Annotated in this window: 12 protein-coding genes; 7 read left to right on the top strand and 5 right to left on the bottom strand. The window is 41.6% G+C overall.

Annotated features, from left to right (window positions below; translation table 11 throughout):
- Positions 1-54: 54 nt before the first annotated feature.
- The 4 genes from M1E86_RS12405 to M1E86_RS12390 all read right to left on the bottom strand — a co-directional run bounded on the left by M1E86_RS12405 (position 55) and on the right by M1E86_RS12390 (position 4,693).
- Positions 55-1,086 (bottom strand): ABC transporter substrate-binding protein, encoded by a 1,032-nt coding sequence (locus M1E86_RS12405; RefSeq protein WP_125892217.1) that lies wholly within the window; start codon positions 1,084-1,086, stop codon positions 55-57.
- A gap of 14 nt (positions 1,087-1,100) precedes the next feature.
- Entirely contained in the window at positions 1,101-2,426 is a 1,326-nt protein-coding gene (gene uhpC, locus M1E86_RS12400; protein ID WP_213913166.1) for an MFS transporter family glucose-6-phosphate receptor UhpC, read from the bottom strand.
- A 106-nt stretch (positions 2,427-2,532) separates the two neighbouring features.
- Complete coding sequence (locus M1E86_RS12395) at positions 2,533-4,059, bottom strand: MASE1 domain-containing sensor histidine kinase (protein ID WP_125892213.1); 1,527 nt, start codon at positions 4,057-4,059, stop codon at positions 2,533-2,535.
- Between the two features lie 7 nt (positions 4,060-4,066).
- Positions 4,067-4,693: a response regulator transcription factor gene (locus tag M1E86_RS12390; protein WP_125892211.1), complete on the bottom strand. Its 627-nt coding sequence runs from the start codon at positions 4,691-4,693 to the stop codon at positions 4,067-4,069.
- Positions 4,694-5,732: 1,039 nt separating this feature from the next.
- Between M1E86_RS12390 and M1E86_RS12385 the strand changes: the two genes are divergently transcribed.
- The 5 genes from M1E86_RS12385 to glnB all read left to right on the top strand — a co-directional run bounded on the left by M1E86_RS12385 (position 5,733) and on the right by glnB (position 11,401).
- On the top strand, positions 5,733-7,172 hold the full coding sequence (locus M1E86_RS12385) for a sensor histidine kinase (RefSeq protein WP_125892207.1): 1,440 nt from the start codon (positions 5,733-5,735) through the stop codon (positions 7,170-7,172).
- Positions 7,172-8,002, top strand: coding sequence for a two-component system QseEF-associated lipoprotein QseG (qseG, locus tag M1E86_RS12380; protein ID WP_125892205.1), 831 nt, complete (start codon positions 7,172-7,174; stop codon positions 8,000-8,002). The genes M1E86_RS12385 and qseG overlap by 1 nt, the downstream gene beginning before the upstream one ends.
- Positions 7,999-9,339, top strand: a complete 1,341-nt coding sequence (gene glrR / locus M1E86_RS12375) for a two-component system response regulator GlrR (RefSeq protein WP_125892203.1) — start codon at positions 7,999-8,001, stop codon at positions 9,337-9,339. The genes qseG and glrR overlap by 4 nt, the downstream gene beginning before the upstream one ends.
- 88 nt (positions 9,340-9,427) lie before the next feature.
- The gene (locus M1E86_RS12370) at positions 9,428-11,050 is read left to right on the top strand and encodes an NAD+ synthase (RefSeq protein ID WP_213913168.1); all 1,623 of its coding nucleotides are present in this window, start codon (positions 9,428-9,430) and stop codon (positions 11,048-11,050) included.
- 12 nt (positions 11,051-11,062) lie between these two features.
- Positions 11,063-11,401: a nitrogen regulatory protein P-II gene (gene glnB / locus M1E86_RS12365; RefSeq protein WP_004912721.1), complete on the top strand. Its 339-nt coding sequence runs from the start codon at positions 11,063-11,065 to the stop codon at positions 11,399-11,401.
- 187 nt (positions 11,402-11,588) lie between these two features.
- Here glnB and hmpA read toward each other — a convergent pair whose 3' ends face one another.
- The gene (gene hmpA, locus M1E86_RS12360; protein WP_213913169.1) at positions 11,589-12,788 is read right to left on the bottom strand and encodes an NO-inducible flavohemoprotein; all 1,200 of its coding nucleotides are present in this window, start codon (positions 12,786-12,788) and stop codon (positions 11,589-11,591) included.
- A gap of 461 nt (positions 12,789-13,249) precedes the next feature.
- On the opposite strand from hmpA, the gene glyA reads away from it, so the two are divergent.
- Entirely contained in the window at positions 13,250-14,503 is a 1,254-nt protein-coding gene (gene glyA, locus M1E86_RS12355) for a serine hydroxymethyltransferase (protein WP_125892197.1), read from the top strand.
- Positions 14,504-14,584: 81 nt separating this feature from the next.
- On the top strand, positions 14,585-15,736 hold the full coding sequence (locus tag M1E86_RS12350; protein ID WP_125892195.1) for a 3-phenylpropionate MFS transporter: 1,152 nt from the start codon (positions 14,585-14,587) through the stop codon (positions 15,734-15,736).
- Positions 15,737-15,810: the final 74 nt, after the last annotated feature.

The raw sequence follows: 15,810 nt of genomic DNA, 5'->3' as shown, positions 1-15,810 counted from the left end.
TTTATTTTAGTTAAGTAAGTGCCCAGTGCGGCGCCTGAACGCCGCACTTAATGGCTATTTGCTCATTTTGACTTCGGTAACCCATTTATTGATAAGATCCTTACGGACGTCAGCATCTCCGTACTTATCCATATCGTAATTAATTAGGTTCAACTCATTGAGTTTTAATGAAATAGGCGAGGACTCCGCCGTTGTGTTGGTTAAGATTTGGTAAGATTTACCCTCTTTCCAGCTCAGCTCTTGAGCTTCTTTCGATAAGACAAAATCAACGAACAGTTTCGCGTTATCCATATTTCGTGCATTTTTCAGAATACTGATCCCGCCGATTTCATAGCCAGTACCTTCGCATGGAGCGATAAGCTCTAATGGCGCACCGTTTTCCACTTCTAATGAATAATCATGTAAGAAGCCAATACCAATTGCCGACTCACCACGAGCCGCATTACGTGCCGGGGCAATACCTGACTTAGTATATTGAGAGATGTTTGAGTTTAATTTCTTTAGATAATCAAAGGCTTGCTCATTTCCCCATAATTGGTCGAAAGTAGCTAATGCGGTATAAGCAGTTCCTGAACTTTGTGGGTCTGCAATTTGAATTTCGCCTTTATATTCAGGCTTAGTTAAATCTTTCCAGCAAGTTGGAATGGGTAAGCCTTTCTCTTTTAAGCGATCTTTATTGACACCGAAACCTAAAATACCGATGTAAACAGCGGAAGAGTAGTTGCCTTTACGTTTTGCAGGGTCTTGGAACTGCGGCATGATCTCAGACAGATTTGGCGACTTGTATGGCTCAAGTAAATCCATTTCCCCAGCTTGTGAATGTGGGTCTAATGTACCGCCATACCACACGTCAGCCTGTGGGTTACGTTTTTCTGCTTCAATTTTGGCTAAAGTACTGCCAGAACCGTTACGGACAAACGTGGTTTTAACATCGTATTTTTTCGCAAAAGCTTGTGTTTCCGTTTCACACATGGCGTTAGTGGCGCTACAGTAGACAACTAAACGGCCTGCCGCATTTGCAGTGGTAGAAATAGCCGCTAGGGATAAACCCGCAGCGATAAGCGTAGAGAGAGTTTTCAGTTTCATTGTCAGTCCTTTATTCAGGTTTTATTATCAGAGGGTGAAACAGTGCCTGCTAAATGCTCTCGTTTGCTGACATTGGCAATCAAAAGTGGCATTAGCAGTAATCCCATCAAAGCCGCGGCACTCGTTAGTAAAGAAAACATTCCTGACCAACCATAGTGTGCAATGACTTGAGAGAGCGGCCATCCTGCGATTGCAGCGCCTAAATAGGCATACAAACCCAGATAGCCCGTTACCGCTCCAGCTGCTTTTTTATGACAATATTCTGTTGCAGCTAGACCGATTAACATTTGGGGTCCAAAAACAAAAAATCCGATAGCAAAGAAACATACAGCCAATAAAGCGTAGTGATGAATTGGCGTTAACCATAAGGCACTGACTGAAACACAAAGGCCCAATGAAAACAGTAGGATCATAGGTGCTCGTTGGCCACGAAATAGGATATCAGAGCCCCAGCCCGAGCAGAGAGCACCTAATAATCCCCCCAATTCAAATAACGATAATGTGGCATTGGCACTGAGTAAGTTAGTGCCATGCTTTTCTGTTAACCATAAATTCCCCCAATCGTTTATCGCCATGCGGATGAGATAAACCAAAATATAGGAGAAACCCAGTAACCAAATCATACGGTTAAAAATAATGGCTTCTTTTAAAATCGTTAACATCGGCATGGGAGGGGACAAACGCTCTTGGCGCAACTCCAACACATCTTGTCGCCATTGCCCCACGCTTGGAAGCTGTTCTTCTTGTGGTGTGCCACGTAATTGGCGGCACAGCCATAACCCAATGATGACTCCAATAACGCCAGGGACAATTAATGCCATTTGCCAGCTGTACTGGGTTGCCAATAGCGCCGTCAGCAAGGGCAGTGACATCCCCCCTAGGTTGATGGAAATATTCCACAGCCCCCACCAAAAGCCACGCTCATTGCGTGAATACCAGTGCGTTAGAATGCGTGCGCAAGGTGGCCAGCCCCAGCCTTGAAAAAAGCCATTTAGTGTCCATACGATCAATAACGCCGGAAACGATAAGCAATAGGCAAAAATAATATTGAGTAGCCCTGTCATCACTAAGCCGACACCCATAAACCAACGGTATCCGGTGATATCGTGGAAAATGCCCGATAAAAACTTAGAAATACCGTAGGTTAAATAAAATGCCGTCGCTATCCAGCCAATATCGCTTTTATCGAGAAACAGCTCGTTTTGCATGACAGGCATCACGAAGTTAAAACTCTTTCGCGTAAGGTAAAAAGTGGCATAACCAATAATCATTGATAGCATTAAGCGGCGACGCCAAAAACGATACGTGTTATCCAGACTCAAGGTGTCTTTACCTGTCATAGGGCGGTTTCTCTTGTTAGGCGAAATGTAATCAAGTTTTTAACAAAAAGGATGAGAGAAGGTATTAGGGGACTAGGAATTATTCCTAGTTTTGCGATGTTTTATCTCAAAATGTGGGCAAGTTAACACTTATTTGTGTTCCGTTTTGTGTGGTCAATGTCCAGTCACCGCCTAAGGCTCGAACTCGCTCCTCAATACCGCGCAAACCAAAGCCACTCGTGCGTTTGCTAAATGGAATGCCAACGCCATTGTCATCAACAACTAGCTGGATCGAGTCACCTATTTGCTTGAGAGATATGTGAATTTGTGTGGCTCTTGCATGTTTACTGATATTGTTAAGTAATTCTTGGACGAGGCGATAAAGTGTAAATAAAACCGTTTCATTGATCGGCGTTTCTTGTAAGCCATAATGAAAGTGACATTGAATATTATTCTGTGGAAAAGAAAATTCAGTAATTAAGTGCTTAAGTGCATTTTCAAGGGACATTTCATCCAATACGGGAGGGCGCAATTGGCGCAATAATTGCCGCGTAGATTGGTGAATTTGCTGAGCCAGTTCATTTATTTGGCTTGCAGCTTGGTGGCTGATGTCGTCAGACGCTGTTTTTTTCACTAGCATTGACTGAATTTGGATGGCAGTAATATTTTGCCCAATTTCATCATGCAACTCGCGAGCAATCGCTTTTTTGATATCTTCCTCGGTATGAACGAGTTGTAACATTAAGTCGCGTCGCGCTTTTAGCTCTTGCTCTAAGCGTTGTCGATAGCGCTGTAGGTTACTCGCCAGTTGTTTTTGTCGGCTAATTGCTATCCCAAGCCCAATGCCAATTAAGGCTTGGGAACTGAGAAACATTTCTAGCTCTTCTAAATCAACAAAGGCACCGTGAAATTGTCGTGCAAAAGTAATAATTAAACTACCTAATAATGCAGAAAGTACGCCCCCTTGCCAACCATAGCGATAAGCCATAAAAACATTAGGAATAAAGACGAGTAGGACAATTAACCGCTCAATTTCGGGGGCAAAAAAGACTTGGGCACTCAACCCGACGACACAGAATAGAAAACACCAAACTATTAAAGAGGTTCGTAATTGTTTATCTGGCGTTCCATAATCAAGGAGCATTTGGTAGTGCTGCTCGTGGAGATACTCATAAATGAGATAAACAAAAGGAGAGAGGAGTATTCCTCCGGTGAATGTTGTTAGGAATAATTGGCTAATGGAATAAGATGATAACCCACTGAATAATAAAGCATGTAATACGCTATTTGCGGCAACACCAGCGAGTAATAATAATAATCGTTGCCAATATAACGTATAGCGCCACCAGATGTTTTGAATGACGAAAGCAACACCAAGACTTAATAATGGGGATAACAGTAAAACTGGCTGGAAGAGCAGTTGCTCTGATGATAACCAAAAATTTAATATTCCTTCGCTAAGTAGCAGTGTTGGCCAGTAGCGCCGCCAAAGGATAATCATCAAAGCTAGACGCAAGCCTTGTGGTAGAAACAAAGTGGCTTGAAAACTGTTTTGACTTAAATAAAAGCCGATGATCCACAACCCAATCCATAACAGGGAGTAGGTAAAAAATAAAAAGATGGATTGTAGCGTTAACCGTAAGCTTTTATTCATGCCTGAATTACCTTGAAATTAGGTTATGCTCTAACGCGTAATGAACAAGGTCGATGGTATTTTCGCATTGTAATTTGCCTAAAATATTTGCGCGATGCACATGCACAGTTTTATGGCTTAGTTCAAGTTGCTCTGCGATAACCTTTACACTAAAGCCAGCGACTAATAAATCAAACACTTCCCGTTCTCGGGGCGTCAATTCCTGTAGGCTTTTTTGCTGTTGTGGTGAATGGCGTAGCGCTCGCATAGCATCGGCGCATAGGTAGCAGCCGCCTTGGTGCACTGAGCGAACGGCTTGGACTAATTCTTCAGGGCCACAACGTTTTGTTAAATAAGCGCTTGCACCTGCATCCAATGCGCTTTGTACAAAGGCTGGGGTATCATAAATGCTCAAGATAATGGTGCGAAAATCAGGTTTTTTTTGGCGTAACCGTGATAAAAGCTGTAAACCGTTTTCATCTGGCATTGAAATATCCATGATGGCGACATCAATGTCTAAATTAAGCAAATTAGGCCAAGCGTCTTGAGCACTGGCATATTGCCCGATAACCGAAATATCAGGTTCAAGTGTCAAAAGTTGTGCAAAACCAGAACGCACAACGATGTGGTCATCAACTAACGCGATTTTTATCATATTTTTATCAATTTGATGAGTAGGGTATTGGGAAATCTTATATCAATATAGGAAAAGATAAGCTAGAAGCAGAATGTAAAATTCTGCTGTTCATCCATAATGACGAGCAATTTTTTTATTGAGGTAAAATTTTCACGCAAACTTATTTGTGTTGAACAATAAACAACCAAAAAACAAGGTGTATAAAAATAGCGACAAACCCCCCATAGGGGTGTCTCCAAAAGGAGACATTTATCTTGTTGATAAATATAGACTTATAAAATTGGTGTTTAGGGTGTCTTAAATTAGCGACAATATTGAGAAAGAGATAAACCGTTTCAGTGTATCCAGAATCTCTGAATAGGCTGTAAAAAATAAATTGTCTTATTTTTTAATGCGTTAAAAAATAAATTGAAAAGTTGGCACGGCATGTGCATAATAATATTCAGTTGCTCATTCAACTTCTTATGTAGGTCCAAAATTAGTTGGGTACATACCACATAAACCAAGAATGACGCCAAAGTAAGGTGCCTACCGTCCAACAGCATAGATACTCGCCTTCGGGCCTTATCAAACACAGGGCGACACGTGGAGTGAGGCACCACCTATATAATTATCTTTAATGTAAAGACATAATTATATAAAGCAGTCAATATCATAGCAGTTGTTATCGCTGGCGGGGTAAAGGTGAGTCCTTTACTCCGCCTTCCTGTTTTATACCCACCAAAATATCCGCCATACTTCTAACTGCTGCATTGTTACCTGCGCTCAGCGGCTCTCGTCATGCTCCTAGAGATATCTTCACTTGGCGCCTAGTTGCAATCCGAATGATTTAGGGCATAGCTGAAGATATTCTAGGCTAGTCAGATATGAAGCAATTTGGCTTGCAGAATATAGCTACCTGAAAAATATCACTTTTCACCAATTAACTTGGCACGTTCATTGCTATTTCATTATTACACTTAGTCTGATTTTAACGCTATGGGACACAGAATTTGGATTGTACTTTTCGCATGACAAAGAGTTCTGCTACCATTGCAATACGTTTAATGGGTATGAGATGAATGTATTGAGTAAATGGCGTTTTTTCCCTCGCTCCTTGCGTCAACTAGTTGTGATGGCGTTTTGGCTTGTACTACTTCCTTTATTGGTATTAGCTTATCAAGCATATCAAAGCCTTGAGCAACTTAGTAACCAAGCTGCCAATATCAATAAAACCACGTTGCTTGACGCACGGCGTAGTGAAGTGATGAGTAGCCTCGCCTTAGAAATGGAGCGGAGCTATCGTCAATATTGTGTTTTGCAAGATCCCACATTGAAAACCCAATATCAGAAACAGTTTGCTGACTACCAGCAAATGTTTGAGCGCCAGAGCACTATCTTACCTGCCTCGTCGGACACTTCCGCGTTGACTAAAACGTTGGATGCGCTTAAGGCCGTCACATGTGAAAACAATGAACCAACAGAAAAAATCACACAGGCTTTAGAACAATTTTCTGCTGCGAATGCTTCATTAGTGCAAGAAACACGGGATGTCATTTTTAGCCGTGGGGAACAGTTGCAAAAAGCGATTGCGAATAAAGGTCAACTATTTGGCTGGCAAAGTTTAATTTTATTTTTATTAAGCGCCTTGTTGGTGGCATTATTCACTCGAATGATTATTGGCCCCGTCAAGGCTATCGAGCGAATGATTAATCGTCTTGGTACTGGGCGTACACTTGCCAGTAATATTGAGCGTTTTAAAGGCCCTAGGGAGTTACGGACAATCGCCCAGCGCATTATTTGGTTAAGTGAACGATTGTCTTGGCTTGAATCACAGCGTCACGAATTTCTCCGCCATATTTCACATGAATTAAAAACGCCTCTTGCAAGCATGCGTGAAGGGACAGAATTACTTGCGGATGAGGTTGCAGGGCCATTAACGCTGTCTCAAAAAGAAGTTGTAGAAATTCTTGATCACAGTAGTAAGCATCTTCAGCAACTTATTGAGCAATTACTTGATTATAATCGTAAGCTCGTCGATGACCCACCAGAAGCACAGATTGTTGATTTACAAAAGCTCATTGAAGATATCGTCAAAGCACATAACTTACCCGCACGGGCTAAGAACATCAAAACAGACGTCCGTTTAAAAGTAGATAGCTGTTTAGCTGAACCCTCACTTCTTGGGCGAGTTATTGATAATATCTATTCCAATGCGGTGCACTATGGTGGCGAATCAGGTAATATTTGGATCTCTAGTCGCCAAACTGGCAATAAACTTCTGATTGAAGTTGCGAATACGGGAACGCCAATTCCTGAATCTGAGCAAAGTATGATTTTTGAACCCTTCTATCAAGGTTCATTACAAAGAAAAGGTGCTGTTAAAGGAAGTGGCCTAGGGCTGAGTATTGCGCAAGATTGTATTAAACAAATGGGTGGAGAACTATCTCTTGTTCCCAATAAATCAGCAGATGTCTGTTTTAGAATTGAACTGCCTCTAACCGCAGAGAATGAATAATGGTAAATCGGTCTACAGGTGTTTGGGCGGTACTTTACCGTAAGGCATCGTTAAGTAAACATAATAAAAGAGTACCTTATGTGATGAGACGTAAAGGGCTTAATTTTAGTGTCGTTTTATTCTCCTTAATTTTAGGTGGATGTGTAACAAAAAATGGTCAGTCACCTCTCGATACACTGGCTCAAGCTGTTGTGCCGGAAGTTAAAGTGACAGACTACCGTTATACATCATGTGAAACGATTTGGAATAATGACCAGCCAACTGCACGGGAAAATGCACTATTTTGGTTGCGCATGATGGACTGTGCAGACCGTACTGAAACCAGCCAAGCGCGTGCGGATGCAGGTAAAATAGAGGTTACAAACTGGTCAAGTGCATTTCAACAGAATATTTTGTTGAACTCTGCTGATCCATCCATTGCTGAGCGTCGTAAAATGCTTGATAGCATAAACACGTATAGCTTGAGTTTTCCAACCGCGGTGCGGCCATTATTACAACTGTGGCGTGAGCAACAAGTACAAATTATCAACTTGTCAGACGCTGGGGCTCGTTATAAACGCTTACAGCAAGAAATGGATAGCAAACTCGACCGTTTAAAGGAAGATAATGCTAAATTGGCTTTCGAGCTGAATACGACCTCCCGTAAGCTTGAAAATTTAACGGATATTGAACGTCAGCTTTCTTCTCGCAAAAAAAGCACGAACGAAACCGAAAAAGAGGTGGAAAATGGGGTGGAAGGAGATAAACCTATTTCCTCAGAAGCGCCAAAGCCTGATAGCAGCGTATCTTCTCCAGTAGAGCAAAATTCATCGGAGAATGAACAAAAATGACGAATCGTAAGTCAGCAAATTTATTGTTAGTTGACGATGACCCTAGCCTTCTTAAACTGTTAGGCATGCGCTTGAGTAGTGAAGGTTTTAAAGTCACTACAGCAGAAAGTGGTCCCGAAGCACTAAAAATCTTACAAAAAGAAAAATTAGATTTAGTGATCAGCGATTTACGGATGGACGAAATGGATGGTATGGCGCTTTTCGATGAGATACAAAAAGCGCATCCAAATATGCCTGTCATTATATTAACGGCACATGGCTCTATCCCTGATGCAGTAGCAGCAACGCAGCGAGGCGTATTTAGTTTTTTAACTAAACCTGTCGATAAAGATGCATTATATAAAGCCATTGATGAAGCACTCGCGCTCTCTTCGACACCCATTAGCGATGAAGAGTGGAGCTCGGGGATTGTCACGCGTAGCCCCTTGATGATAAGGCTGTTAGAACAAGCACATATGGTAGCACAATCTGATGTTAGCGTGCTTATTAATGGGCAAAGTGGTACAGGTAAAGAGGTTTTGGCTCAAGCGATTCATAAGGCTAGTCCTAGGGCTCGTAAGCCGTTTATTGCTATTAACTGTGGTGCATTACCTGAACAACTATTAGAGTCTGAATTATTTGGCCATGCGAAAGGGGCTTTTACCGGTGCAGTCAGTAATCGCGAAGGGTTATTTTTTGCAGCTAGTGGTGGTACGTTATTTTTAGATGAAATTGGTGATATGCCAATGCCATTGCAGGTTAAATTACTGCGGGTATTGCAAGAGCGCAAAGTTCGTCCATTAGGTAGTAACCGTGATTTAGACATTGATGTGCGTATTTTGTCTGCGACTCACCGTAATCTTCCTAAAGCGATGGAAAAAAATGAGTTTCGTGAAGACCTCTACTATCGCTTAAATGTAGTTAATTTACGTATTCCTGCGTTAAATGAGCGTTCAGAAGATATACCATTATTAGCTAATCATTTATTACGCGAGTCAGCATCACGCCATAAACCCTTTGTACGCAGTTTTTCCAGCGATGCGATGAAGTGTTTAATCACAGCGAGCTGGCCGGGTAATGTGCGCCAGTTAGTTAACGTGATTGAGCAATGTGTGGCACTCACAACATCGCCGGTGATCAGTGAAGCGTTGGTTAGCCAAGCCCTGCAAGGTGAAAATACCGCTTTGCCGACATTCGTTGAAGCACGTAATCAATTTGAACTGAATTATTTACGTAAGTTATTACAAATGACAAAAGGAAATGTCACCCAAGCGGCTCGAATGGCAGGACGAAACCGTACAGAGTTTTATAAATTACTTGGTCGCCATGATTTAGAAGCCAATGATTTCAAAGAATAAATAAGAATTATTTACCACATGGTTGTTATCGATTACATTATGTGGAATAAGGCAATTCATATTCACGCTCCGGGAGAAAAAACACCTTATGAGCCGTAAGCTTAATATTTCACTAGCACAACTTAATTGGTTAGTCGGTGACATCGAAGGCAACTGCGAACGCATGTTGCAAGTTGTGAGTGAACAAGCACCAAACACAGATATTGTCATGTTTTCAGAGCTGTCTTTGACAGGCTACCCACCAGAAGATTTGATTTTTCGTGGCGATTTTGAAGATCGTTGCGTCGCACAGCTAGAACGTTTACAAAAAGCAAGCTCTGAGACAGCGATTATCGTTGGCCACCCATGGTATGAAGGGGATGATATCTATAATGCATTATCATTTTTCTACCAAGGTAAACTGCACGCACGTTATTTTAAACAAGAGCTACCCAATTATGGTGTGTTTGATGAACCTCGTTATTTTACCGCAGATGAAAAAACCTGTGTCGTTGAATTTAAAGGCTATCAGCTTGGCTTATTGATTTGTGAAGACATTTGGTATGACGAGCCGGTAGATGCAGCTAAAGGGGCTGGTGCTGAAATATTATTGACAATCAATGCATCCCCTTATGACATTAATAAAGAACATATTCGAACCGATTTATTAGTCGAACATTGTAAACGCACTCATATGCCAATTGTGTATCTTAACCAAGTGGGTGGGCAAGATGAATTGGTGTTTGATGGTGGCTCAAAAATCATTGCAAACAAAGGCAAACAAACCTTTAAATTGGAAGAATTTAAAGAGCAGGTTATTACAGTGCAATTTGATGAACTTGCACTGGTGAGCGAAGGTAGTGTATTTATTGAAAATGACCCTGTCGCACAGGTATACCAAGCCTTAGTCATGTCAACTCGCGACTACATCAATAAAAATGGTTTTAATGGGGCTATTTTAGGCTTATCGGGGGGGATTGACTCAGGGCTGACAGTAGCGATTGCCGTTGATGCAATAGGCAAAGAGCATGTGCAAGCCGTGATGATGCCATTCCGTTATACTTCTGAAATAAGCATTCACGACGCCAAAGAACAAGCTGACTTGCTTGGTGTTGAGTTTGATATAGTATCTATCGAGCCGATGTTTGATGCATTTATGGCACAGTTAACGCCTATGTTTGAAGGAACTGCGGTAGATACAACCGAAGAAAACTTACAAGCACGGTGCCGAGCCGTTATTTTAATGGCGATGTCGAATAAACGTCGTCGTTTGGTACTGACAACCAGTAATAAAAGTGAATCAGCGGTCGGTTACTCAACGCTGTATGGTGATATGGCCGGTGGGTTTGATGTGCTAAAAGATGTGCCTAAAACCCTTGTCTTTGAGCTAGCTAAATACCGTAATACACTCTCTCCCGCAATTCCACAACGTGTGATTGATAGGCCTCCGTCAGCCGAACTCGCTCCGGGTCAGCTAGATCAAGACAGCCTGCCGCCTTATGATGTGCTAGACGCCTTGTTAGAAGGTTATGTGGAAAAGGACTTGTCAGTGAATGACCTAATCAAGCTTGGTTTTGATAAAGACGTAGTACGCAAAGTTGTGCGTCTTGTTGATATTAATGAATACAAACGTCGTCAGGCACCGGTTGGGCCACGTATTACGATGCGTAATTTTGGCAAAGATCGCCGCTATCCGATCACCTCAGGTTTTGGCCGTAAAAACTGGTCATAACAGGAATTACTTATGAAAAAAATTGATGCAATTATAAAGCCATTCAAACTTGATGATGTTCGTGAAGCGTTGGCTGAAGTCGGTATTACAGGAATGACTGTAACCGAAGTAAAAGGTTTTGGACGTCAAAAAGGGCATACTGAACTTTACCGCGGTGCAGAGTATATGGTCGACTTTTTACCTAAGGTAAAAATTGAAATTGTTGTTCCTGATGACATCGTTGAAAACTGCGTTGAAACCATTATGCAAACTGCACAAACTGGCAAAATTGGTGATGGGAAGATCTTTGTTTATGATGTCGCTCGAGTGATCCGTATTCGAACCGGTGAGCAAGACGAAGAAGCAATTTAATAAATTAAGTTTGTATGAAAATGCGGTAACGGAAAATACACAGGAATGGGATTAGAATTGTGTATTTATTATGCGAGCCCGTTACCGCTAAATTAGAAAACTACGAACATTTAACTAGTTAACCAATTTTCTTCAGTTAATATGCTTCATAGAATGCGCTTCTAAATAGAAGCGCATTTTTTATCGATTAGTTGAGGGGCAATACTTTGTGTGGGCCAAAACATTCATAGTGAATCGCATCGGCATCGACACCCATCGTAATTAACTGCTTACCTATGTGCTGCATAAAACCAACAGGGCCACAGAAATAAAACTGCATATTCGGTTGCTCAATCCATTCACGTACCAATTCTAAATTCATTAAACCTTCATATTGGTAATCAAACCCGAGGCGATCATCCTCTCTTGGTTGATTAAACCAAATCGCAGATTGGCTAATTTTCTGTTTTGCTAGTAGTTGTTGAATTTCGTGTCTGAAGGCATGAACTGCACCATTCTCAGCGGCATGGAACCAATTTACTTGTGCGCTGTGAGCTTGTTCTGTTAGATGATTTAACATACTTAACATTGGGGTTAAGCCAACCCCGGCGGAAATTAGCGTAACAGGTGTTGTATTATCAACATCGATAAAGAAATCCCCACATGGAGGTGCGAGATGCACGCTGTCACCTTCATTTAACTGTTGATGTAAGAAATTAGAAACGGTGCCTTGGTCTTCACGTTTTACCGCGATACGGTAGCTACGACCATTAGGGGCAGTAGTCAGTGAGTATTGGCGGATTTCTTGGTTTTCAAATCCCGGGTTGTTGACATAAATCGTGATATATTGGCCTGGTCGGTAATCCGCGACAGGTTGCCCGTCGACAGGCACAAATTCAAAACTTGTGATCACATCACTTTGTGGTTGTTTTTGCGCTAATTTAAATTCACGTAAGCCTTCCCAACCCCCATCTTTATTTGCATTTTCTTGGTAAATTGCAGCCTCTCTACCAATAAAAATATCAGCTAAAACACCGTAAGCTTTTCCCCATGCATCAAGAACTTCTTGGCCGGGATTAAGGAGTTCATCAATGGCTGCAAGCAAGTTTTCCCCGACAATTGGGTAGTGCTCAGGTTTTATATTCAAACTGACATGTTTTTGTGCGATTTTTTCGACAGCTGAAATAAGCGCTTCAGGTGTTTCAATATGCACAGCATATGCGCAGATAGCATTGAAAAGGGCTTCACGTTGGTCCCCATTCATTTGGTGAGTCATGTTAAAAATATCTTTTAACTCAGGATGCTGTTTAAACATCCGATCATAAAAATGCGCGGTCAGTTTTGGCCCTGTTTCAGCAATGGCAGGAATGGTGGATTTAACAATGGCGATGGTTTGGCTATCTAGCATACAGGTGCTCCTGAATTATTTTCATGTTCTCGTTATCGTTAAGGTAAAGAGCTATTTTTGTAATATCAAAAATATCTCTTTGTACATCAGAGAGATAATATTATTTCATCTCAGTTAACCTCTATTTTTTGAGATCCATGAAGGCGATTTATAAAGATGTATTTTAAATACAACTTATAATATTTAAGGGTTTATGTAAAGACTCAAACCGGGAAAATAGGGTGAATTTAGGCACATAATGAGAAGGGGATTACAAATCTGGAGGTTTGTCCGTCAAAAATTAAAATTTGGGCTATTTTATAATGAAGCCTTCAGAAGCAAATGAAGTGAAAAAAATTAATGCAATCGTTTGCGTATATTTTTTCTTTAGGGCTATCTCAAGAGTGAAAAAGAGTTTACACTGTGTGTCATTGCGATGAATCGATTTTCAACCTATTGAATTGCTGAGGCAGGAGAAGCGAATGTTAAAGCGTGAAATGAATATTGCTGACTACGATCCAAAATTATGGGAAGCAATGGAGCAAGAAGTACAACGTCAAGAAGAACATATTGAATTAATTGCTTCTGAAAACTATACCAGTCCACGAGTCATGGAGGCTCAAGGTTCTCAGCTAACCAATAAATATGCAGAAGGCTATCCAGGTAAACGCTACTATGGTGGTTGTGAGCATGTTGATGTGGTCGAGCAATTAGCGATTGACCGTGCAAAAGCGCTATTTGGTGCTGACTACGCAAACGTACAACCACACTCAGGTTCACAAGCTAACGCCGCAGTTTACATGGCGTTATTACAACCAGGCGACACCGTTCTGGGGATGAACCTTGCACATGGTGGCCACTTAACCCACGGTTCACCAGTTAACTTCTCTGGTAAACTGTATAACATCGTACCTTATGGTATTGATGAAAGCGGTAAAATTGACTACGACGATATCAAAGCGCAAGCGGAAAAACACAAACCAAAAATGATTATCGGTGGTTTCTCTGCGTACTCAGGTGTGGTTGATTGGGCAAAAATGCGTGAAATCGCAGACGGTATTGGTGCTTACCTGTTTGTTGATATGGCTCACGTTGCAGGTTTGATTGCTGCGGGTGTTTATCCAAACCCCGTTCCTCATGCACACGTTGTGACGACAACAACACATAAAACTTTAGCGGGTCCACGTGGTGGATTAATTTTAGCTAAAGGTGGTGACGAAGAGTTGTATAAAAAAATCAACTCAGCGGTATTCCCTGGATCTCAAGGTGGCCCTTTAATGCATGTTATTGCAGGTAAAGCGGTTGCGCTGAAAGAAGCGATGGAACCTGAGTTTAAAGCTTATCAACAACAAGTTGCTAAGAATGCGAAGGCAATGGTCGATGTTTTCCAAAAACGTGGCTACAAAGTGGTATCTGGCGGAACTGAAAACCACTTATTCTTAGTTGATTTGGTTGATAAAGACATCACCGGTAAAGATGCAGATGCAGCGCTTGGCCGTGCGAATATTACTGTTAACAAAAACAGTGTGCCGAACGATCCTAAGAGCCCATTTGTAACGTCTGGTGTACGTATTGGTTCCCCTGCGATTACGCGTCGTGGCTTCAAAGAAGCAGAAGCAGGTGAGCTAGCTGGCTGGATGTGTGATATTCTAGACAATCTCAATGACGAAGCGACCATTGAGAGCGTGAAGCAAAAAGTATTAGCAATTTGCAAAAAACACCCAGTTTACGCATAACATAACGTAATATTAATTACCTAAACCCGCTTCTACATGTATGTATGAGCGGGTTTTTTGCATTGAAAAAACGGAGGAGTGATGGTCATTCCATCAACGCGTTGGCTAGCTATTGATTATTTTACCTACTTTTTTGCCTACAGTATTTTCTTACCATTTTGGTCAGTTTGGCTACAAGGTGAGGGAATTGATGCAGAAATGATAGGTGTTTTGTTAGGGGTAGGGCTCGCAGCTCGTTTCCTTGGCGCGATGTTTATTACTCCTTTAGTTAAAGAACCCTCGAAGTTGATCATGGCTTTACGCTTACTGGCAGGGCTTTCGCTCATTTTCTCTATTGGCTTCGCTCTGGGATCTCATTGGGCATGGTTACTATTTGTAATGATTGGGTTTAACCTATTTTTTGCGCCAATGGTTCCACTGGGAGATTCACTGGCAGGGACATGGCAAAAACAATTTACCTTTGACTATGGCAAGATCCGCGTCTGGGGGTCGATAGCTTTTATTATCGGCTCATCACTGATGGGGTATTTAGCGGGTGTTTGGGGTAATAAAGCCATCATGATGGCCTTGATAGTGAGCTGTTTAGCGTTATTATTAGGCGCAATGCTGAAGCCGGCAATTATGCCAATGGGGGCAGCGAAAGCGGATGGTGGTAATAAGGTTAGATTTAAACAATTGATTGCAGACAAAAATGTCGTTAGGTTTCTTATCTGTGTTACGTTACTGCAAGGGGCTCATGCGGCTTATTATGGGTTTGCTTCCCTATTTTGGAAAGAAGCCGGCTATTCAGATTTAGTCATTGGTAATTTATGGTCGCTCGGTGTCGTTGCTGAAGTCATTGTATTTATGTTAAGTCACCGTTTATTTAGACGTTGGAGTGCTCGCAATTTACTGCTGTTATCAGCCTTTTGTGGAATTATTCGTTGGGGCTTGATGGGCGCATTTACGGCATTACCGGTATTAATTGTGGTGCAAATTCTGCACAGTGGTACTTTTACGGTTTGCCACTTAGCGGCAATGCGTTTTATCAGCGCAAGAAAAGAAAATGAAATTATCCCATTACAAGGTATTTACTCTGCACTTGCGACTGGTGGTGGGTTAGCTGTACTGACAATTATTGTAGGGTACATTTATGAGCGAGTACCTGCACATCATGGCGTAGTTTTTTATTTAATGGCGCTTCTTGCTGTTCCTGCCTTATTTATTCGGCCTAAAGTGGTGGCTCAATCCTAAAATCACCAGCCAAGCTATAAAAGGTGTTAAAGCTATTTTATAGCTTGGTTTGGTATTGAATTTGTTTTCCAGTG

This window comes from Providencia sp. PROV200, assembly GCF_049901995.1.
Lineage (GTDB): Bacteria > Pseudomonadota > Gammaproteobacteria > Enterobacterales > Enterobacteriaceae > Providencia > Providencia rettgeri_E.
Note: the sequence above shows the minus strand (reverse complement) of the source record. Positions and strands in the feature narration are given on the sequence as shown.

Bases quoted from the DNA above. Each gene is read 5' to 3' on its own strand.
- M1E86_RS12370 (WP_213913168.1), top strand. From the start codon at position 9,428: ATGAGCCGTAAGCTTAATATTTCACTAGCACAACTTAATTGGTTAGTC.
- M1E86_RS12390 (WP_125892211.1), bottom strand. From the start codon at position 4,693: ATGATAAAAATCGCGTTAGTTGATGACCACATCGTTGTGCGTTCTGGT.
- glyA (WP_125892197.1), top strand. From the start codon at position 13,250: ATGTTAAAGCGTGAAATGAATATTGCTGACTACGATCCAAAATTATGG.
- M1E86_RS12350 (WP_125892195.1), top strand. From the start codon at position 14,585: ATGGTCATTCCATCAACGCGTTGGCTAGCTATTGATTATTTTACCTAC.
- M1E86_RS12385 (WP_125892207.1), top strand. From the start codon at position 5,733: ATGAATGTATTGAGTAAATGGCGTTTTTTCCCTCGCTCCTTGCGTCAA.
- M1E86_RS12405 (WP_125892217.1), bottom strand. From the start codon at position 1,086: ATGAAACTGAAAACTCTCTCTACGCTTATCGCTGCGGGTTTATCCCTA.
- M1E86_RS12395 (WP_125892213.1), bottom strand. From the start codon at position 4,059: ATGAATAAAAGCTTACGGTTAACGCTACAATCCATCTTTTTATTTTTT.
- hmpA (WP_213913169.1), bottom strand. From the start codon at position 12,788: ATGCTAGATAGCCAAACCATCGCCATTGTTAAATCCACCATTCCTGCC.
- glnB (WP_004912721.1), top strand. From the start codon at position 11,063: ATGAAAAAAATTGATGCAATTATAAAGCCATTCAAACTTGATGATGTT.
- glrR (WP_125892203.1), top strand. From the start codon at position 7,999: ATGACGAATCGTAAGTCAGCAAATTTATTGTTAGTTGACGATGACCCT.
- qseG (WP_125892205.1), top strand. From the start codon at position 7,172: ATGGTAAATCGGTCTACAGGTGTTTGGGCGGTACTTTACCGTAAGGCA.
- uhpC (WP_213913166.1), bottom strand. From the start codon at position 2,426: ATGACAGGTAAAGACACCTTGAGTCTGGATAACACGTATCGTTTTTGG.